14 protein-coding genes are annotated in these 18,187 nt (G+C 43.9%); 8 read left to right on the plus strand and 6 right to left on the minus strand.

Going from position 1 to position 18,187, the window contains the following annotated elements:
- Positions 1-136: 136 nt before the first annotated feature.
- Positions 137-1,654, minus strand: coding sequence for a fumarate hydratase (locus R7R78_RS17085; RefSeq protein ID WP_005396913.1), 1,518 nt, complete (start codon positions 1,652-1,654; stop codon positions 137-139).
- A 271-nt stretch (positions 1,655-1,925) separates the two neighbouring features.
- On the opposite strand from R7R78_RS17085, the gene pabB reads away from it, so the two are divergent.
- Positions 1,926-3,290, plus strand: a complete 1,365-nt coding sequence (gene pabB / locus R7R78_RS17090) for an aminodeoxychorismate synthase component 1 (RefSeq protein ID WP_225474040.1) — start codon at positions 1,926-1,928, stop codon at positions 3,288-3,290.
- Between the two features lie 311 nt (positions 3,291-3,601).
- Here the strand turns inward: pabB and R7R78_RS17095 are convergent, their stop codons facing one another.
- Together R7R78_RS17095 and R7R78_RS17100 are read right to left on the minus strand one after the other, a co-directional pair.
- Complete coding sequence (locus R7R78_RS17095) at positions 3,602-5,302, minus strand: ATP-binding protein (protein ID WP_005388280.1); 1,701 nt, start codon at positions 5,300-5,302, stop codon at positions 3,602-3,604.
- A gap of 7 nt (positions 5,303-5,309) precedes the next feature.
- Complete coding sequence (locus R7R78_RS17100) at positions 5,310-5,849, minus strand: heme NO-binding domain-containing protein (RefSeq protein WP_005388282.1); 540 nt, start codon at positions 5,847-5,849, stop codon at positions 5,310-5,312.
- Between the two features lie 231 nt (positions 5,850-6,080).
- On the opposite strand from R7R78_RS17100, the gene R7R78_RS17105 reads away from it, so the two are divergent.
- The 5 genes from R7R78_RS17105 to R7R78_RS17125 all read left to right on the plus strand — a co-directional run bounded on the left by R7R78_RS17105 (position 6,081) and on the right by R7R78_RS17125 (position 12,227).
- Complete coding sequence (locus tag R7R78_RS17105; RefSeq protein WP_005376901.1) at positions 6,081-6,680, plus strand: CoA pyrophosphatase; 600 nt, start codon at positions 6,081-6,083, stop codon at positions 6,678-6,680.
- Positions 6,681-7,025: 345 nt separating this feature from the next.
- Positions 7,026-8,279, plus strand: coding sequence for an aromatic amino acid transport family protein (locus R7R78_RS17110; protein ID WP_005388284.1), 1,254 nt, complete (start codon positions 7,026-7,028; stop codon positions 8,277-8,279).
- Between the two features lie 97 nt (positions 8,280-8,376).
- Complete coding sequence (locus R7R78_RS17115) at positions 8,377-9,738, plus strand: L-serine ammonia-lyase (RefSeq protein ID WP_005376899.1); 1,362 nt, start codon at positions 8,377-8,379, stop codon at positions 9,736-9,738.
- A gap of 211 nt (positions 9,739-9,949) precedes the next feature.
- On the plus strand, positions 9,950-11,665 hold the full coding sequence (locus tag R7R78_RS17120; RefSeq protein WP_213876430.1) for an EAL domain-containing protein: 1,716 nt from the start codon (positions 9,950-9,952) through the stop codon (positions 11,663-11,665).
- 94 nt (positions 11,666-11,759) lie between these two features.
- Positions 11,760-12,227, plus strand: a complete 468-nt coding sequence (locus R7R78_RS17125; protein ID WP_053306561.1) for a GNAT family N-acetyltransferase — start codon at positions 11,760-11,762, stop codon at positions 12,225-12,227.
- 89 nt (positions 12,228-12,316) lie between these two features.
- Here the strand turns inward: R7R78_RS17125 and queD are convergent, their stop codons facing one another.
- Positions 12,317-12,679, minus strand: coding sequence for a 6-carboxytetrahydropterin synthase QueD (queD, locus tag R7R78_RS17130; RefSeq protein ID WP_005376896.1), 363 nt, complete (start codon positions 12,677-12,679; stop codon positions 12,317-12,319).
- 293 nt (positions 12,680-12,972) lie between these two features.
- Here queD and R7R78_RS17135 point away from each other — a divergent pair, with 293 nt between their 5' ends.
- Both R7R78_RS17135 and asnS read left to right on the plus strand, forming a co-directional pair.
- Positions 12,973-14,598 carry a methyl-accepting chemotaxis protein gene (locus tag R7R78_RS17135; RefSeq protein ID WP_225474041.1) on the plus strand — a complete coding sequence of 542 codons (1,626 nt, stop codon included), beginning with the start codon at positions 12,973-12,975 and terminating at the stop codon, positions 14,596-14,598.
- A 189-nt stretch (positions 14,599-14,787) separates the two neighbouring features.
- Positions 14,788-16,188: an asparagine--tRNA ligase gene (gene asnS / locus R7R78_RS17140; RefSeq protein ID WP_017636101.1), complete on the plus strand. Its 1,401-nt coding sequence runs from the start codon at positions 14,788-14,790 to the stop codon at positions 16,186-16,188.
- A gap of 91 nt (positions 16,189-16,279) precedes the next feature.
- On the opposite strand, the gene R7R78_RS17145 is transcribed toward asnS, so the two are convergent.
- Positions 16,280-16,504 carry a hypothetical protein gene (locus R7R78_RS17145; RefSeq protein WP_017636102.1) on the minus strand — a complete coding sequence of 75 codons (225 nt, stop codon included), beginning with the start codon at positions 16,502-16,504 and terminating at the stop codon, positions 16,280-16,282.
- 98 nt (positions 16,505-16,602) lie between these two features.
- Positions 16,603-17,994: a PLP-dependent aminotransferase family protein gene (locus tag R7R78_RS17150; protein ID WP_171344301.1), complete on the minus strand. Its 1,392-nt coding sequence runs from the start codon at positions 17,992-17,994 to the stop codon at positions 16,603-16,605.
- Positions 17,995-18,187: the final 193 nt, after the last annotated feature.

Below are 18,187 nucleotides of genomic sequence, written 5' to 3' on the forward strand. Positions count from 1 at the left end.
TATGCCTAAAGGTTTATATCCTTAATTATATAGACAAAAAGTGCAGGTTTCGCTGCACTTTTGTCAATTGTTTGCTAGGTAAATCAGCACCTTGTCACATTCTCTCTACTGAGACGCAGCAAGATTGCCCTTTGCCTTATGCTTCCATCTCTTGAATTTTCACTTTCCAAGTGTCTGGACCAATTTGGTGCGCGTTAACACCATTTGAGTCGACGGCCACTGTTACTGGCATATCTTCAACTTCAAATTCGTAAATCGCTTCCATACCTAAATCTTCAAATGCGACAACGCGAGCTTTCTTGATCGCTTTCGCCACCAAGTACGCAGCGCCACCGACAGCCATTAGGTAAACCGCTTTGTGATTCTTGATAGATTCAACCGTTGCAGGGCCACGCTCAGCTTTACCGATCATGCCCATGATGCCGGTCTTTTCTAGCATCATGTCGGTGAATTTATCCATACGCGTTGATGTTGTTGGGCCAGCAGGACCAACGACTTCATCACCAACTGCATCGACAGGGCCTACGTAGTAAATGAACTTGCCGTTTAGATCTACGCCTTCAGGTAGACCTTCGCCATTATCTAGCATGCCTTGAATACGTTTATGCGCAGCATCACGACCAGTCAGAATTTTACCTGATAGAAGAACCGTTTCGCCTGTCTTCCACTCTTGTACTTCTTCTTTAGTAATTGTGTCTAAGTTTACGCGACGCGTATTTTCGCCCGCTTCCCAAGTGATATCTGGCCAATCTTCTAGTTTAGGTGGTGTTAGCTCTGCTGGGCCGCTGCCATCAAGTGTGAAGTGTACATGACGAGTCGCCGCACAGTTCGGGATCAAACAAACAGGCTTAGAAGCCGCGTGCGTTGGCGCCGTTTTGATTTTGACGTCGACAACAGTCGTCAAACCGCCGAGGCCTTGCGCGCCGATACCAAGTTTGTTCACGCGATTAAAGATATCCAAACGAAGCTCTTCTTCTGCGTTTTGTGGGCCACGGTCAATAAGCTCTTGAATATCGATGTGTTCCATTAGAGATTCTTTTGCCAATACCGCTGCTTTTTCAGCCGTACCGCCGATACCAATACCAAGCATGCCAGGAGGACACCAGCCCGCCCCCATTGTTGGTAGCGTTTTTTCTACCCACTCAGCAATATCGTCAGATGGGTTTAGCATCACCATCTTAGTTTTGTTTTCGCTACCGCCGCCCTTCGCAGCGATCTGAATTTCAACTTTATCGCCCGGAACCATGTTGATATGTACGACGGCAGGCGTGTTGTCTTTGGTATTAATACGTTTACCAGCAGGGTCCATAAGTACTGACGCACGCAACGGGTTGTCTGGGTTCGTATACGCTTGTCGAACACCTTCATCTACCATCTGCTGAACCGTCATGTCGGTTGAGTCCCATTGCACGCCCATACCGATGTTGACGAAACACGTCACGATACCAGTATCCTGACAAATTGGTCGGTGACCTTCTGCGGACATTCGGGAGTTAATTAGGATCTGAGCCATCGCGTCTTTAGCGGCTTGGCTCTCTTCGCGGTGGTAGGCTTTTTCAAGAGCTTGAACAAAGTCTAGCGGGTGGTAGTAAGAAATATACTGTAGCGCATCAGCGACACTGCTGATCACATCCTGCTTGCGTATTACCGTCATTACATGCCTCGTTATAGTTATGCTTCCATTATTGGCTTGGCTTCAATCGTGTTTGTTGAGCTTATTGCTCTTTTGAGCTTCGTTTTTTTATAAACAATTGTCGAACGGCTGATATCGACACACGAAACGCTGAAGTCGCCTACTTGTAAACCATCTCAAAACCCTATGAATAGAGGGAGTTTGGCTATACAGAGGAATATGATACTCTTGCTGCCCATGACATGCCATGCAGTGAACGATCTCTTTGTCACAAATTACACAAATGAACAACATGGACAATCAATTCATTGATTTTAAAACGCTGGAATACGCACCAGAGTTTGCTCTTCACCTCTTTTCTCGCATTCAACACCAGCCTTGGGCGATGTTGCTGCGTTCTGCATCAGAAACGCATATCGATAGTCGCTTCGATGTGTTGGTTGCCAACCCAATTGCAACGTTAGAAACCACTGCCGAAAGCACACAAGTTGAAACACCATCGAATGCCTATTCAACTCAAGATGACCCATTCGCGCTGCTTCATCAGTTGCAGGAACAGTGGCTTCCTCACGTTGAGTTAAATAAAGAATTGGATTTGCCTTTTGTCGGCGGAGCGCTCGGTTACTTCAGTTACGATTTAGGTCGACGCGTAGAAACGATGCCAGAACTGGCCGAAAAGGACCTCAACGCGCCGGATATGGCGGTAGGTCTGTATGAATGGGCCGTCGTTGTTGACCACAAGCTTAAAAAAGCCTGCCTAGTCGGTCAGAATATCGAGCAAGCTTGGCAATGGTTAGACGAGCAAGAAGCAGAGCAAAGCGTAGACTTCGCTCTGTCTGGTGATTGGCAGTCAAACATGACGAAAGAGAGCTACGCTACTCGCTTTGACCAGGTGCAAGAATACTTGTTGAGCGGTGACTGTTATCAGATCAATTTGGCGCAGCGCTTTAACGCACCGTATCAAGGCAGTGAGTGGCAAGCGTATCTGAAATTGGAGTCCGCCAACCAAGCGCCATTCTCAGCGTTTATCCGTATGCCTGAGTCTTCGATTTTGAGTATCTCTCCAGAGCGCTTTTTAGAGCTCAAAGATCGCGTCATTGAAACAAAACCAATCAAAGGTACTCGCCCACGCAGCGAAGATCCAACGAAAGATAACGCTAATGCCCATGACTTGCAGACAGCGGAAAAAGATCAGGCAGAAAACCTGATGATTGTCGATTTGCTGCGTAATGATATTGGTCGAGTTGCATCACCGGGTAGCGTTCACGTTCCAAAGCTGTTCGATATTGAAAGCTTCCCTGCCGTGCATCATTTGGTGAGCACCATTCGTGCAAATTTGGATGAACAATACGCTCCTGCGGATTTGCTGCGAGCGTGTTTTCCAGGCGGTTCAATTACGGGCGCACCTAAAGTTCGCGCAATGCAGATCATTGAAGAACTGGAGCCGCATCGACGCAGCGCGTATTGCGGCAGTATTGGCTACATTTCACGCCATGGTCGTATGGACACCAGCATTACTATCCGAACTCTTGTAGCGGAACAAAACAAACTTTACGCTTGGGCTGGCGGCGGCGTCGTGGCAGATAGCGATTGCGCCTCTGAGTATCAAGAAACGTTGGACAAGCTTTCAAAGATTTTGCCAGCGCTGCAATCGTAGGTTTCAAAAGCGGACAATGCCGCTCGTTTAACAGCGAGTGGCATATTTCTGTATCTCATCACCCTGCACAGCGACGAAAGAGCGTGATACAGGTTCTTCTATTCAAGCACTTTGTGGTCAAATTTGTTTCATTACCCGCTCATCGTGCTGCTACTAGATTCTCAGTATCGCCAAGGCTCGCTAGAATGACCCAAAAAACATCGTTAAATGATCGGCATTATCCAGCGTGGTGCGTTTTTTGTGTGCTTTATTTGCATGTACTTTAGCTTTTAGCCGTTGGCCAACAAAAATTCTTTTTTAAAAGGCAGCGTCTACTGCTCAAGCCACTTACACATAATCTGTTCAATATCGGTTGCGGTGTACGGCTTAGTGAGGATGTCGTCCATGCCTGAATCAATACACTTTTGACGCTCTTCGATGGTAGTGCCAGCGGTTAATGCAATAATAGGATGAGTAAAGCCACGCTCTCTCAGATACATCGTCGCCTCATAGCCATCCATTTCTGGCATTCGGCAGTCCATGAATATCAGTTCGTAGTCTTTACTTTTCACCGCTTCTAATGCTTCTTTGCCGTTGGCTTTTAAATCAGGTGTGATGTCGAGTTTTTTCAGCATTTGAGTAACAATGACTTGATTCATTCTGATGTCATCAACCACTAATATTGAGCGTCCTGCTAAATCGCTTCGCTCTATGGTGACCAATTCCCCCTCTGCTGTACCTTGTGCTTGCCCTTCCTCAAGAGGAATAGCAACTTTAAAAGTTGTCCCTTTGCGCTCTTCACTTTCAAAGCTAATTTGACCTTGCATCAAATCCACAAGGTTTTTACAAATCGCGAGACCTAAACCTGAGCCTTCAAAGCTGCGTTTCGCCGAGCGATCAACTTGGACAAATGGATCAAATAGTGACGGCTGTGCTTTTATTGGGATGCCAATACCAGTGTCTTCAACCTCAAAATAAGCCGTGCCGTTAAGCCATTCCACCCGTAACACGACGCCACCCAAGTGAGTAAACTTAATCGCGTTTCCCACCAAGTTAACCAAAATTTGTGTAATGCGCTCTAAGTCACCGACTAAAAATTCCGGGATCCCCAGCTTTTTGTCGATAGAGAAATGGATACGTTTTTCCGCAGCCTTAGCTGCAAATACACCCATGATGGCTTTTTCAAGTTCCTCCCAGGCAAAGACTTTATGTATGATTTCCATCATACCGGCATTCATCTTACTGAAATCAAGAAGATCATTAATGATAACTCTCAATAAGTCCCCTGATTGAGTCAGATTGCTCAAGTATTGACGCTGCTCTTCTTCTAATTGGGTTCGACTCAATAACTCCGCACTACCCAATACGCCATTGAGAGGAGTTCGCAGCTCATGGTTAATCATGGCGACAAACTCCTTCGTCGCTTTTTCTGATTCCTCAGCCCGCTTTCTCAGCTCGACCTCTCGCTCTAAACTTAAGTGTCGACCAATAACACCATGAACTAAGTCAGACACGAGCTCCATCTGTTTGGAAATAAAAGACTGATCGATTTGATCTTGCAACACAGAGAAAATCAACTCCCCAACCGTTTCCCCATCAATGATAACTGGCAAATGCAAATTCTCTCCCTGCCAATTAGGAGAGGTTAAAATCTCGTTGTTATGACGAAGCTGTAAGTGACCAAAGTGATGACGACGCAATGAGCTCAGCTTTGTAGCGTCAAGAAACAAGTAAGCCGCAGAAATGATCGAGTTAGAAGTGAGCTGCTCAATAAAGCTCGCTATCATTGCTTCATCGAACGTGCTCGATAAAAAAGTACGACCGAACTTAATCAACGTGGCATCAATTTGCTCTTCAAACTCAAACTTACGAAGATCCTTTTTAGATTTCAGCTCCAGCTTTTTCAATGCAACACTGAGTTGCTGGTTGGATTCATATAACTCTAAGCTTTTCTGTTCCAACAGCTGCTCAGCTGCTTTTCTTGATGCAACTTCTCGTTTGAGTTTCCTTTCTAATGAGGAACTTCCCGTCATATCGTTCTTATTGAGCCTCTAACCAAAAACGTACTTTGCTGCCATCCTCTGACTGGTTTTGATGTTTGATATGAACTACCTCACCAAAATGCGCAGCACAGCCTTTTATCAATCCTAAGCATACGTGAGACATACATCTTGCGCTGTGGTAGTCAAATACCAATTGGGATTGGTTTTCACTAATGAAATCAAATTGCGGAGGGTTAGCATCAGGATAGAGCTTCTTAACTTCGACATGAATAAAGTCTTCAACATGGCGAACAAATTGAAACGTCGTTTCACACTGTTGCAAACTGGCGTGACTAGGAATGGAGCGAAGTAAATTCAAAAAGACGCACTCTCCAAACACTTCTTGCAGTTGCTCGGGGGGAACACCAGATACTTTACTGAGATTCACGATCAACTTAACCAAGTCTTTGTGATCGTAACTACCAACAGCGGTGTAAACACCTTCATCGTTAGAAAGGTCGAGAACTTGGTCTAACACATCAAGACCGAATTTCTCTTCTACTAACTCCATGAACTCGGTGAAAATAATCCCTTTCATTGGCCAATACTTGCCCTATAGTGACGTCCTAAAATAAAGAATGGTGTATAACCTTATAAGTTTCAAATTAATATGTTCAAGCAGAGTGAGACACACAACACAAAGAGGGAAAGTGCTGGCGAGTGTTTTAATGTGAATGCTTTATTTGGCAACCAGTAACGATAACGCCATACGCTTTGCCGTCTTTGAGTATAATAAATAATGGTTAGGCACGATAAATAAGGACTCAGTTTGGTTATCGACAAAACTCATTTACTACAGAACTTTCAATTTCGGCTTCCAACGGGCTACCACAAAGAGTCCCTTGCACGACTAAAATGGATGAAAGAAAAGTCCCTGAGAGATGCGGCAGTCTTAATCGGTTTTGTGGAACGCGATGACGGGTTACAAGTCATTCTGACTAAGCGTGCAGCCCACTTACGCCATCATCCGGGACAAATCAGCTTTCCCGGTGGCAAATATGAGCAGGAAGATATTCAGCTCGTGAATACCGCTTTAAGGGAAACCAAAGAAGAAGTTGGGATAGAAGATGAGCATATTCATGTGTTTGGTCAACTGCCTACACTACCAACGATTAGTCAATTTAATGTGACACCTTTTTTGGCTTTTGTTTCTCCGGAATATAAAACGCATATTGACCCAAATGAAGTAGAGTCAGTTTTTGAGGTTCCTGCCAACCATATTCTGAACCCCAAAAAATTGTATAGCACCAAATTTGACCTAAAAAGAAGCAGTCATCGTGTATTTGCTATCCCATATAGACAGCATTTCATCTGGGGCATGACGGCACAAATTATCGAATCAATGCAAAAACATATTATTTCACATTAAACAGTTGTTGATATCGGTGCTTTTATAGGCGCGATCATTATGCGCATCAATATTAATAAAACGTTGCTTCATAAACATTCATTCACATTAGATTAATTTTCCATTTTCACCGCAAACGCTTGCGGTGAAATAAATTTATACAAACAGCCCTATTGATAAGTTTTTCTAATTTTACTCATTAGCAGAAATCACGAGTAGCACATCATTTTCGTGATAAAAAGCAGGTTTTTGACATATCATTCAATAAGCGTAAGCAATAAATGATTTAGATCTAATTTTCCTAGTGTAAAATCTTGCAAAATTACTCCCGACTTATTTCCTGTTCCCAAAATGAGTAACTAAAAAATGAATACAACTACTTCTGCGGTTTCTACCGCACAATCGTCTAGTAAGTTTTCTTACAAAGACTTTACCTGGTGTCTGTCCCTTTTTGGTACGGCAGTAGGTGCAGGTGTACTGTTCCTTCCTATTAAAGCAGGTGCAGGTGGCTTTTGGCCATTAGTAATCCTAGCCCTAATCGCAGCACCAATGACTTGGTTCGCACACAAATCTTTAGCTCGTTTCGTTCTTTCTGCGAAAAACCCTGAAGCGGACATCACCGACACAGTAGAAGAGCACTTTGGTAAGACTGGCGCAAACCTTATTACGTTCGCTTACTTCTTCGCTATCTACCCAATCGTACTTATCTACGGTGTTGGTATCACAAACACAGTTGACTCTTTCCTAGTTAACCAAATGGGCATGGAATCTATTCCTCGCTGGCTACTTTCTGGTGCACTTATTGCTGCAATGACAGCAGGCGTAGTATTCGGTAAAGAGCTTATGCTGAAAGCAACTTCAGCAATGGTTTACCCTCTCGTGTTCATCCTACTAGCACTGTCTGTATACCTAATTCCTGGTTGGAACACTTCAATGATGGAAGTGTCACCTGACTGGGGTGCAATGCCAGCTATCGTTTGGCTAGCAATCCCTGTTATTGTGTTCTCTTTCAACCACAGCCCAATCATTTCTCAGTTCTCTAAAGAGCAACGTCGTGTATATGGTGATGACGCAGTTAAGAAAACTGACGCTATCACTGGTGGCGCAGCAATGATGCTGATGGGCTTTGTTATGTTCTTCGTTTTCTCTGTTGTACTTTCTCTGTCTCCAGAGCAACTAGCAACAGCGCAAGAGCAAAACATCTCTGTTCTTTCTTACCTAGCAAACGTGCATGAATCTCCACTGATCTCTTACATGGGTCCGTTGGTTGCTTTCGCAGCGATCACCTCTAGCTACTTTGGCCACTTCTTAGGCGCGCACGAAGGTCTAGTTGGTCTAGTGAAATCTCGTTCAAAATCACCAGTAAGCAAGATCGAGAAGATGTCTCTAATCTTCATTGTAATCACAACTTGGATCGTTGCTATCGTTAACCCAAGCATCCTAGGTATGATTGAAACAATGGGTGCACCGATGATTGCGGCAATCCTATTCTTGATGCCAATCTTCGCAATGCAAAAAGTTCCTGCGATGGCTAAGTACAAAACTTCAGCACCTGTGCAAATTTTCACAGCAATCTGTGGTCTTGCTGCAATTAGTTCTGTAATCTACGGCGCTCTTTAATCATCTCTGCCCAGTGCAGTATGATTAATCCAAAAATATAACGATAAAATTAAGCCTCCCAACTCCCCTTGGGAGGCTTTCTTCTGAGGTAATCGATATGATTAGTGTTTTTGATATCTATAAAATCGGTGTTGGACCTTCAAGCTCACACACTGTAGGCCCAATGAAAGCGGGTAAAGAGTTTATTGATGATCTTCGTGCAATGGGAAAACTGCGCGACATCACTAAAATCACCGTTGACGTTTATGGATCACTATCACTGACAGGGAAAGGTCACCACACAGATATTGCTATCATCATGGGTCTTGCAGGCAACACTCCTGAGAAAGTTGATATCGATTCTATCCCGGGCTTTATCGCTCGTGTAGAAGAAACTGAACGCCTTCCTGTTGGCATGCACTGTCACACAGTATCGTTCCCACGTGAAGGTGGAATGAACTTCCACAAAACAAACCTAGAGCTACACGAAAACGGCATGCAGATCCACGCTTGGATTGATGACGAAAAAGCGTACTCAAAAACTTACTACTCTATCGGCGGTGGTTTCATCGTTGATGAAGAAAATTTCGGTAAAGAAGCTGAGAACCCAGTAAAAGTACCTTACCCGTTTACAACGGCAGAGGAACTGGTTAACCAATGCCACGAAAGTGGATTGTCCATCAGCGCACTAACCATGAAGAATGAGCATGCGCTTCATTCAGATGAAGAAACTCGTACTTATTTCGCGAACATCTGGCGCACAATGCGCGAGTGTATGGATCGCGGTATGAATGAAGAAGGTATTTTGCCTGGTCCACTGCGTGTGCCTCGCCGTGCAGCAGCACTTCGCCAGCAGCTACTTACTTCAGAAAAGACAACAAACGACCCAATGTCTGTTGTTGATTGGGTAAACATGTTTGCTTTCGCAGTAAACGAAGAGAACGCAGCAGGTGGCCGCGTTGTTACAGCACCAACTAACGGTGCGTGTGGCATCATCCCTGCGGTACTGGCTTACTACGATAAGTTCATCCAAACTGTGACTGAAAAAGATTACATCCGTTACTTTGCAGCTTCTGGCGCAATCGGAGGTCTTTACAAGCGTAACGCGTCTATCTCTGGTGCAGAGGTTGGCTGTCAGGGTGAAGTTGGCGTGGCATGTTCTATGGCAGCAGCAGGCCTTGCTGAGCTTATGGGTGGTAGCCCAGAGCAAGTATGTATGGCAGCAGAAATCGCGATGGAGCACAACTTAGGTCTAACGTGTGACCCAGTTGCAGGTCAGGTTCAGGTTCCATGTATTGAGCGTAACGGTATTGCGGCAGTAAAAGCAATCAACTCTACTCGCATGGCACTACGTCGCTCTTCAGCTCCAACTGTTTCTCTAGATAAGGTTATCGAAACCATGCTAGAAACAGGTAAAGACATGAACGCGAAATACCGCGAAACATCTCAAGGTGGTCTAGCAATCAAAGTGATTTGCTAACACGCCTTTCTGAATACCAATCAAAACCCGAGTTTATGCTCGGGTTTTTTTATACCTAAAAAATCCAGGAAAATGCGTTATCAGGACAAGTAAAAAAAACCTAAAACGTTGAATATATCCAAATATTATGGATATCTCAGTAAAAAATCACATCTCTTCCCTAGCTTTATTGATAACGTAGCCAAAAATTAAACTTGGAGCACATCAACACATGATTAGGTTTGAAATTGGAAACCAAATCTGCGTTTGCTTGTCCGAAAACGAAATATCTTTAGAGCTCAATCAGTCACTCCACCACTCCATTCCTGTCAACCCAAATGAGTACGCCATTCTGTCAACTATCGCCAAATACGGCAGTTTAAATACGCCGATTAGTCAGCGGTTAATAGAAAGCAAAATCACTCAACAATACAAAATGACACTGCCTGAAAATGGCTTTAAAAACGCGGTGGCCGCTCTAAGAAAGAAATTTCGCAAGCTCACGGAAGAACACTTAACCACTAACAAAAACATTATCGAAAACATTCACCGGACCGGATACTTCATCCCTTTTACTATGCAAAACAACCACCAGAATGGCATCGAGCATCAACAGAAGATCAATCAATACACAACCAATAGTCTTCGCAAAGCACTTCGTATTTGCCTGCGTAATAAAAAGATCTATTCAGAAGCGATGTGGGTTGTGTTGATCACTGCGATCATTTTCTTTGCTATCTGTTACTACGCTATAAACAGCATCGTTAAACATAATTATCTGGATAACGCCTTCGAAACTGCAGAGAATCTTTCCCGCAGGAGTTGCTTTGCTAATGAAAGCGAACTGAAGTCGCTATTTGATAATGTGAAGTTGGTGGAATCGAGCATGATGCTAGATCGTTTCAATATTCGATGCTTAGTCACTCCAGAAACCGTTGTCCCTGTCAGCAAAAAAGCCTTTGAAGAGTGGAGTAACAATAACAATTACACGACCCAATCATTTGACTTAAATAACGCAACTGTTTTGGTTCGTGTTAAAAACATTAACTTATCCGACAATGTTGAAAATCATATTTCACGTTTTTTTCTTTCCGGTATGAAGCTATCAACGAATACCGGAACGTCGTTAGAGATTGGTAACACCAATGAACGCTTTTTCAATTATCACGTAAAGAATAGTGGCTATAAAGAGGTGTATTACATCTCTGGACCGTTTCAAAGTATCATTCTACTGAGCTTACTTTTTCTCATTATACTGCGTCACCGCTCCCTACAAGCCTTTATGGCTTACTTGTGCGCAATTCGACAATTCAAAATAAAACTGGAGCCGATTTATAACACTTCGGCACAAAAGATTGTGCACTACGAAGCCCTCTCCCGGTTTAAGGTAAAAAATACGCAACGGTTTATTGAAACACTGATCCGCAATGGATTGCTGCTAACTCATACCTTACTGGTGATTGATTCCATCTACACCAAACAAAAAGCGTTGCCCATCCCTATCAGCATTAACGTTTGTCCTTCTTTGCTGCGAGGGCGTAACTTTTCAATCCTATATAGAGAGCTATCTAATCGGGATTGCCGTTTGCTGACAATCGAAATCACAGAAAATGCATCGATGTACTATACCTCTGAGATTTATGGCAATGTCGCAAAACTAAAAGCTCTGGATTGTAAAATCAGTATTGATGACTTTGGCACCGGCAATAATAACGTGGCGCTTATCAGCAAGCTGAATCCGGACTACCTCAAAATCGACCGAGAATTTGTTATTGGCCTAAAATCTGATGATAAAAAGATAGAAACCTTGCGTCAGTTAATTGCTATGGGCAATACGTATCGCTGCACGGTCATTGTTGAAGGCGTAGAAACGGCAGACAGTGCTCACTTACTCACAACATTGGGCGCCTATATTCACCAAGGTTATTATTACCCTCTTCATTGCTAGCTTTTCTTCACTCGGTTAGTTACTTAAAATAGATCTAATACTCTATAAAAACTCGTGGTGGCATAAAGGTATGCCGCCAATTTGTGATTGAGCGATGATTGCGATTAAACCCACCAAACTGAAAGATTTTTCAAGTTTGATGCAATTGGATGTGCAAGAAGAGCAAAAAGGATTTTTTACACCGTTTGAAATGGCTTATCAAAAACGTAGTATGTCAGAGGTGTTCTTTACGATTTATTCTGATGACCTATTAGTAGGCTATCTTGTTATCGATAAAGGTTTCTCCCAACATGCGCCGTTTGCTAAACGATACGAACTGGAGCTTAAATACTTGATGATTGATCAACGTTTCCAACGTCAAGGGGTTGGGAGTGAGGCATTGCGTAAACTGTTCCTTTATGCGTATACCATTAACCCTAAAAGCACCTCTCTTTGCGCCACTGTCCCACAAAGTCAGCAATACGCTATAAGTTTTCTTGATGCGTGCGGATTCATTAATACAGAGGAAACAACATTGGGTGATAATGAAAAAGAATGGATTCTACGACACCCATTAAGCTAGCTGGTGAAGCATAATCAAAATTGGGCCATTCAGATACAACAAAGGCAAGCTTCTCGCTTGCCTTTGTTTAATGCTCAATAGAAAGTGACTTATTCGCCTTTGTAAATACAACCCGCTGTGCACGTTTCTTTGATTTCTACTTTACTTAGCAGTGGTAAGCTTGGCTTAAGCTGCTGCCAAATCCATTTTGCTAACACTTCGCTAGTCGGGTTCTCTAACCCTTCAATGTCGTTTAGGTAGTAATGGTCTAAGCGATTGTAAATTGGTTTAAATGCAGCTTTGATCTCTGCAAAATCCACTACCCAACCTGTATGTGGATCAACTTCACCTTCTACATAAAGACGAACAAGGAAAGAGTGTCCGTGCAAACGACCACACTTGTGACCTTCTGGTACGTGTGGCAAATGGTGTGCTGCTTCGAACATAAACTCTTTGTATAATTCTGTTTTCATCTTGATTCTCAGGCTTTAAAAAGACAGGCAATACTAAGGAATTCGCTGCCAAGAGACAAGCGTTACCCCATACAAGCGTAGCAAAAACTTCCGCTGGTTCCTGGCCTCTTTGCTATCACTCACACCAAAGCGCCGTATTTCTGTCACGCGCCAAACATTTGATTACACAGCACTCACATCACAATTACATATCCCCAACATGTGTGGGGTCACAATCATTCATTTCGTTGTTCGCAGTGCGCATTTGTGCACATTAGTATTGTGCAGTTCGTTCCAATTACACTTATAAATTTATGCGCTCAACTATCACTTTTAAGCTCTTACTGGCGTTAATTGCTGTCTTCAGCTGCGTTCTAGCTGCCTCTACGGCTTACCAATACCATCAACAAAAAACCTTAATCAATGATGTTCTTAGTGAACAACTCCATGATAAGGCTAGTAATTATTTCGATAGCCTAAATATGATGATGCTTACGGGCACCATGTCGCAAAAAGAGACCTTACGTCAAAAATCCCTGGCCCAAGAAGGCATTGAAGCAGTTCGCGTGTTGCGAGCTGATACTGTGACCAAACTTTACGGACCTGGGCAACAAAACCAGCAGCCTGTCGATGATATTGATCAACGAGCGTTGAATGGTGAACTGGTGATTGAACCAATCTCAGCCGATTGGGGCAAAGGGTTAGTAGTCGCGCTACCAATGAAATCGAGCGAAAATTACCGTGGCACCAACTGCGTTTCTTGCCACGTTGCACCAGCAGGAGAAGTGTTGGGCGCGATTCGCTTGGAATACAACATGAATCATGTCAATTCAATGATCAGTAAACAGGCAATGTTTGCGATGGGAATAATGGCCGTAATCGCATTTGTGGGCTTCATCATAACGATGAGTTTGATTCAGAAAATCATTGTACGACCAATTCAAAGAACGTCGAAATTCATGTCGAATGTGAGCCATAGCAAAGATCTATCTCAACGACTTATGCATCACCAACAGGATGAAGTGGGCCAACTTTCTACTGCCATCAATTCATTCATGGATACGGTCTCCGAAAGCTTAGAACGTGTGCAAGACACCTCTCACTCACTTGCCGACTCCGCGAGTAAACTAACTGCTGTCGCGCAGTCCACAGATAAAGCGGCCAATAACCAACAGCTAGAGACCAACGAAGTACAAATTAATATCACCGATATGTTGCAGCAACAAACTGCGGTTGAGGACTCGACTAATAATGCTACTGTTTTGGTCAATCACACCGTTGATGTCGCCACTCATAGTGCAAGCCAAGCACACAATGTAAGTGAAGACATCAAACAACTAGTAAGTAACATTGATACCGTACGGGAAAAAATCAGCTCTCTAAACCAAAGAACCGAAGAAGTGTCGTCCATTCTTGTGGTTATTAAGGGTATTGCAGAACAAACCAACCTGCTCGCGTTGAATGCTGCTATTGAAGCCGCCCGTGCCGGAGAGCAAGGACGCGGTTTTGCGGTCGTCGCGGAAGAAGTGCGTAACCTGGCTTCTAGGACGGCTGAAGCCACTGGTAATATTGAACATATCATTTCTCAATTCCAGCAAGGAAGTGAAGAGTCATTAACTTCTGTTGATACCGTCTGCCAGTTTGCTCATCAACGCTCTGTCGATGTCGAGGCACTATCAGCCACAATGCATAACGTTGTTGACGAGATGCGCCAAGTTCTCAGGCATGCAGAAGATATCCAAAACCAGACGCAAACCACATCTGATGTAAGTCAGCATATTCAATCTAAAATAGATGTGATCACACTGCATGCTAACGACACATCGCAATCAGCATCGCACACGCGTGATATTAGTGTTGATTTAGAGCATCTATCCGAACGTTTAGAGCAATTACTAAACCAGTTCACACTTTCAGAGCACAAAAGAGTGAATAAATAGAGAGATTCTCCCCATCAAAACGAATATAAAGGTTGATGCGAGCGAATTGACAGGTAATATGTCTCGTTGAATCTGTAAAATGCTACCCAACTCAGCGCTTAGCTTGTTTTTTGAACAAAAATGTTATTAGACAAGTACTTTAAGTAAGCGTTGAGTTGAATTTTTACCTCAATGGAGAATATTGAAAACATGACTTACGCGCCTGTATCAGACGTATTGAAAGGTCAGCTAGCAGTAGACAGCGAAGTGACTGTTCGTGGCTGGATCCGTTCACGTCGTGATTCCAAAGCTGGAATCTCTTTCCTTGCCATATATGACGGCTCTTGTTTCGACCCGATTCAGGCCGTGGTCCCAAATAATCTTAATAATTACGAAGACGAAGTATTAAAGCTAACGACTGGCTGCTCTGTTGAAGTAACTGGTAAGATTGTTGAATCTCCTGCAAAGGGTCAAGACTTCGAACTTGCTGCCACTGACGTTAAAGTGGTTGGTTGGGTTGAAGATGCTGAAACTTACCCAATGGCAAAAACTCGTCACTCAATCGAGTACCTACGTGAAGTTGCGCACCTACGTCCGCGCACAAACGTAATCGGTGCAGTAGCACGTGTACGTAACTGCCTATCTCAAGCAATCCACCGCTTCTACCACGAGCAAGGTTACTTCTGGGTATCTGCGCCGTTGATCACGGCTTCAGATGCTGAAGGCGCTGGTGAAATGTTCCGCGTATCTACGCTAGACATGGAAAACCTTCCTCGCACTGACGCTGGTAAAGTGGACTACAACGAAGACTTCTTCGGTAAAGAGACGTTCCTAACCGTATCTGGTCAGCTAAACGCAGAAGCTTACGCTTGTGCGCTAAGCAAAGTTTACACTTTCGGCCCTACTTTCCGTGCTGAAAACTCAAACACAAGCCGCCACCTAGCAGAATTCTGGATGGTTGAGCCTGAAGTTGCGTTCGCAGAACTGGATGATGTAGCGAAACTGGCTGAAGACATGCTCAAGTACGTGTTTAAAGCGGTGCTTGCAGAGTGTCGTGATGACCTTGAGTTCTTCGCTCAACGCATCGACAAAGAAGCAATCACTCGTCTAGAGCAGTTCGTTTCTTCTGACTTCGCGCAGGTTGACTACACTGACGCAATCCAGATCCTTCTTGATTCAGGTCGTGAGTTCGAATTCCCAGTTGAATGGGGTATCGATATGTCTTCTGAGCACGAGCGTTTCCTTGCTGAAGAACACTTTAAAGCACCTGTAATCGTTAAGAACTACCCGAAAGACATTAAAGCATTCTACATGCGTGCTAACGATGACGGTAAAACAGTTGCAGCGATGGACGTTCTAGCACCGGGCATCGGCGAAATCATCGGTGGTTCTCAGCGTGAAGAGCGCCTAGACATTCTAGATGCACGTATGCGTGAAGTGGGTATCGATCCTGAACATATGAGCTGGTACCGCGACCTACGTAAATACGGTACAGTGCCACACGCAGGCTTCGGTCTAGGCTTCGAGCGCCTAGTATCTTACGTAACTGGTATGGGCAACGTTCGTGACGTGATCCCATTCCCACGTACTCCTCGCTCTGCGAACTTCTAATCACTTTTTAGTGATATCGAATTAAAAAGACCTCCCATGTGGAGGTCTTTTATTTTGTACGAATGATTTTCTAGCAACCGGTGTATGCACTCTAGTTGTTATTTTCGTCGTCATCCTCATCTGCTCGCGCTGCGTATTTTACTCCAACCACACACAAGCCAAACATCACAAATGGGATAACGGCAGCAGTGTATTCCGTCCAAACCATATGAGAAAAAGATTTCGCCAATATCAAGTGTGCAAAAACCAACAAAAATGCGCTAAAAATAGCAACACCCATCAACCTAAGTTCATGCTTTACCAACTGCTTTTTCATTACGGCTCCTAACCTAAATGGTTGTCTGCCCATGATTGAAACACAGCTTCGGTATCGTCCACTGATACAGTTTGAGCAAAAAACAGGTAAACAGTTGGCTAATGAAGTAATTCTCCGACCGTCTTCACGGCTTGTTCTAATTCATCATTTACAGGTAACGATGTATTAAGCCTCAGGTAGTTCTCATAATTTGGAGCGACAGAAAACAACTGACCAAATGCTACAGTGATGTTCGCTTCCAATAACTTCTGATAAATCGCTTTTCCGCACTTTGTTTTCGGCAGTTCTATCCAAAGAAAATAGCCGCCTTCCGGTTGCGTGTAACGAATCGATTGGGGAAAGTACTTATCAACCAGTTCAATAAACGCCAATTGCCGCTGCTCAAGATTCTTTCGCAGTTTTCTAAGATGGCTATCATAACTATCGTTTTGCAAGTAATGCGCGATACCCTGCTGGATTGGTGCACTGCCTGACAACGTCGAGATAAGTTGCAGCTTTTGAAGTTGCTCATTGAAGCGTTTGTTTACCACCCAGCCCAGCCTATAGCCAGGGCAAAGGCTTTTTGAAAATGATCCACAATGCAACACGCGCTCTTGTGTATCAAAAGCTTTAAGTGAGCTTGGCTTTTTTTCAGAAAAATAAAGCTCTGAATACACATCATCTTCGATCAAGTACACATCGTATTTGTCAGCCAGTTCGACGATACGTTGCTTCTGCCCGTCACTTAATAAAGTTCCTGTTGGATTGTGAAAGTTAGTCATTAACCAACATGCGCGAACATCATTGCCGGCAAAAGTCGCTTCAATTTGATCCACTGAATGTCCAGTTAACGGATCCACCGTTATTTCTATCGCCTTTAGACCTAAACGTTCAATCGCTTGAAGTGCGCCATAAAACGTCGGTGATTCAACTACAACAGTATCTCCAGGCTGGGTCACGGCCTGAAGGCTCAAATTCAACGCTTCTAATGCGCCAGAAGTAACGACAATATCATCATGGGTAAACACCATACCTTGTTGGATGTACCGTTGAGCAATCAAACGGCGTAGAGACTCACAGCCCGGCGGCAAGTTATCCAATAACGTCTCTGCCCCCATCTTCCTGCCTGAGCTGGCTAGGTTGCGGTTTAGCGCTTCTAATGGGAACAATGCAGGGTCTGGAAACGCGGAGCCAAACTTCACCGCATTCGGTGAGGCCTGATTTTTGAGGTAGTCGTAAAGTTCATCGTTGATGCTGGAGCGATAAACGGAAGTGGCTGGAGAACTCGGTTCGAAGCGGTCCAACTCCGCAGTCACAAAGTATCCAGACTGAGGTTTCGCTGCGACCCAACCTTGTGCTTCGAGCAGCTGATAAGCTTGTAATACCGTACCTGCGCTGACAGAATGGTTTCGGCTTGTTACACGCACTGATGGCAGCTTTTCCCCTGCTCTCCATGTATTTTGCTGAATCTGCGTTTTGAACAGCTCAGCCAGTTGACGGTATCGGTTCATGTTTCCCTCATTTCACTTACAGCCGCACCATAGCATACTTCGCGCCAGCATTCTGATATGGGAGTATTCAATTTAGCAACGTAATTTATCAAGCTTATCAATAGATATTTCAGCCACGAAGTGAGAGTTTATATCCCATACTTTGACTGTTACACACATATTGCCTCACATCTTTGCAATATCTAAAAGCCAA

The sequence above is a fragment of the Vibrio sp. 2134-1 genome (assembly GCF_033339495.1).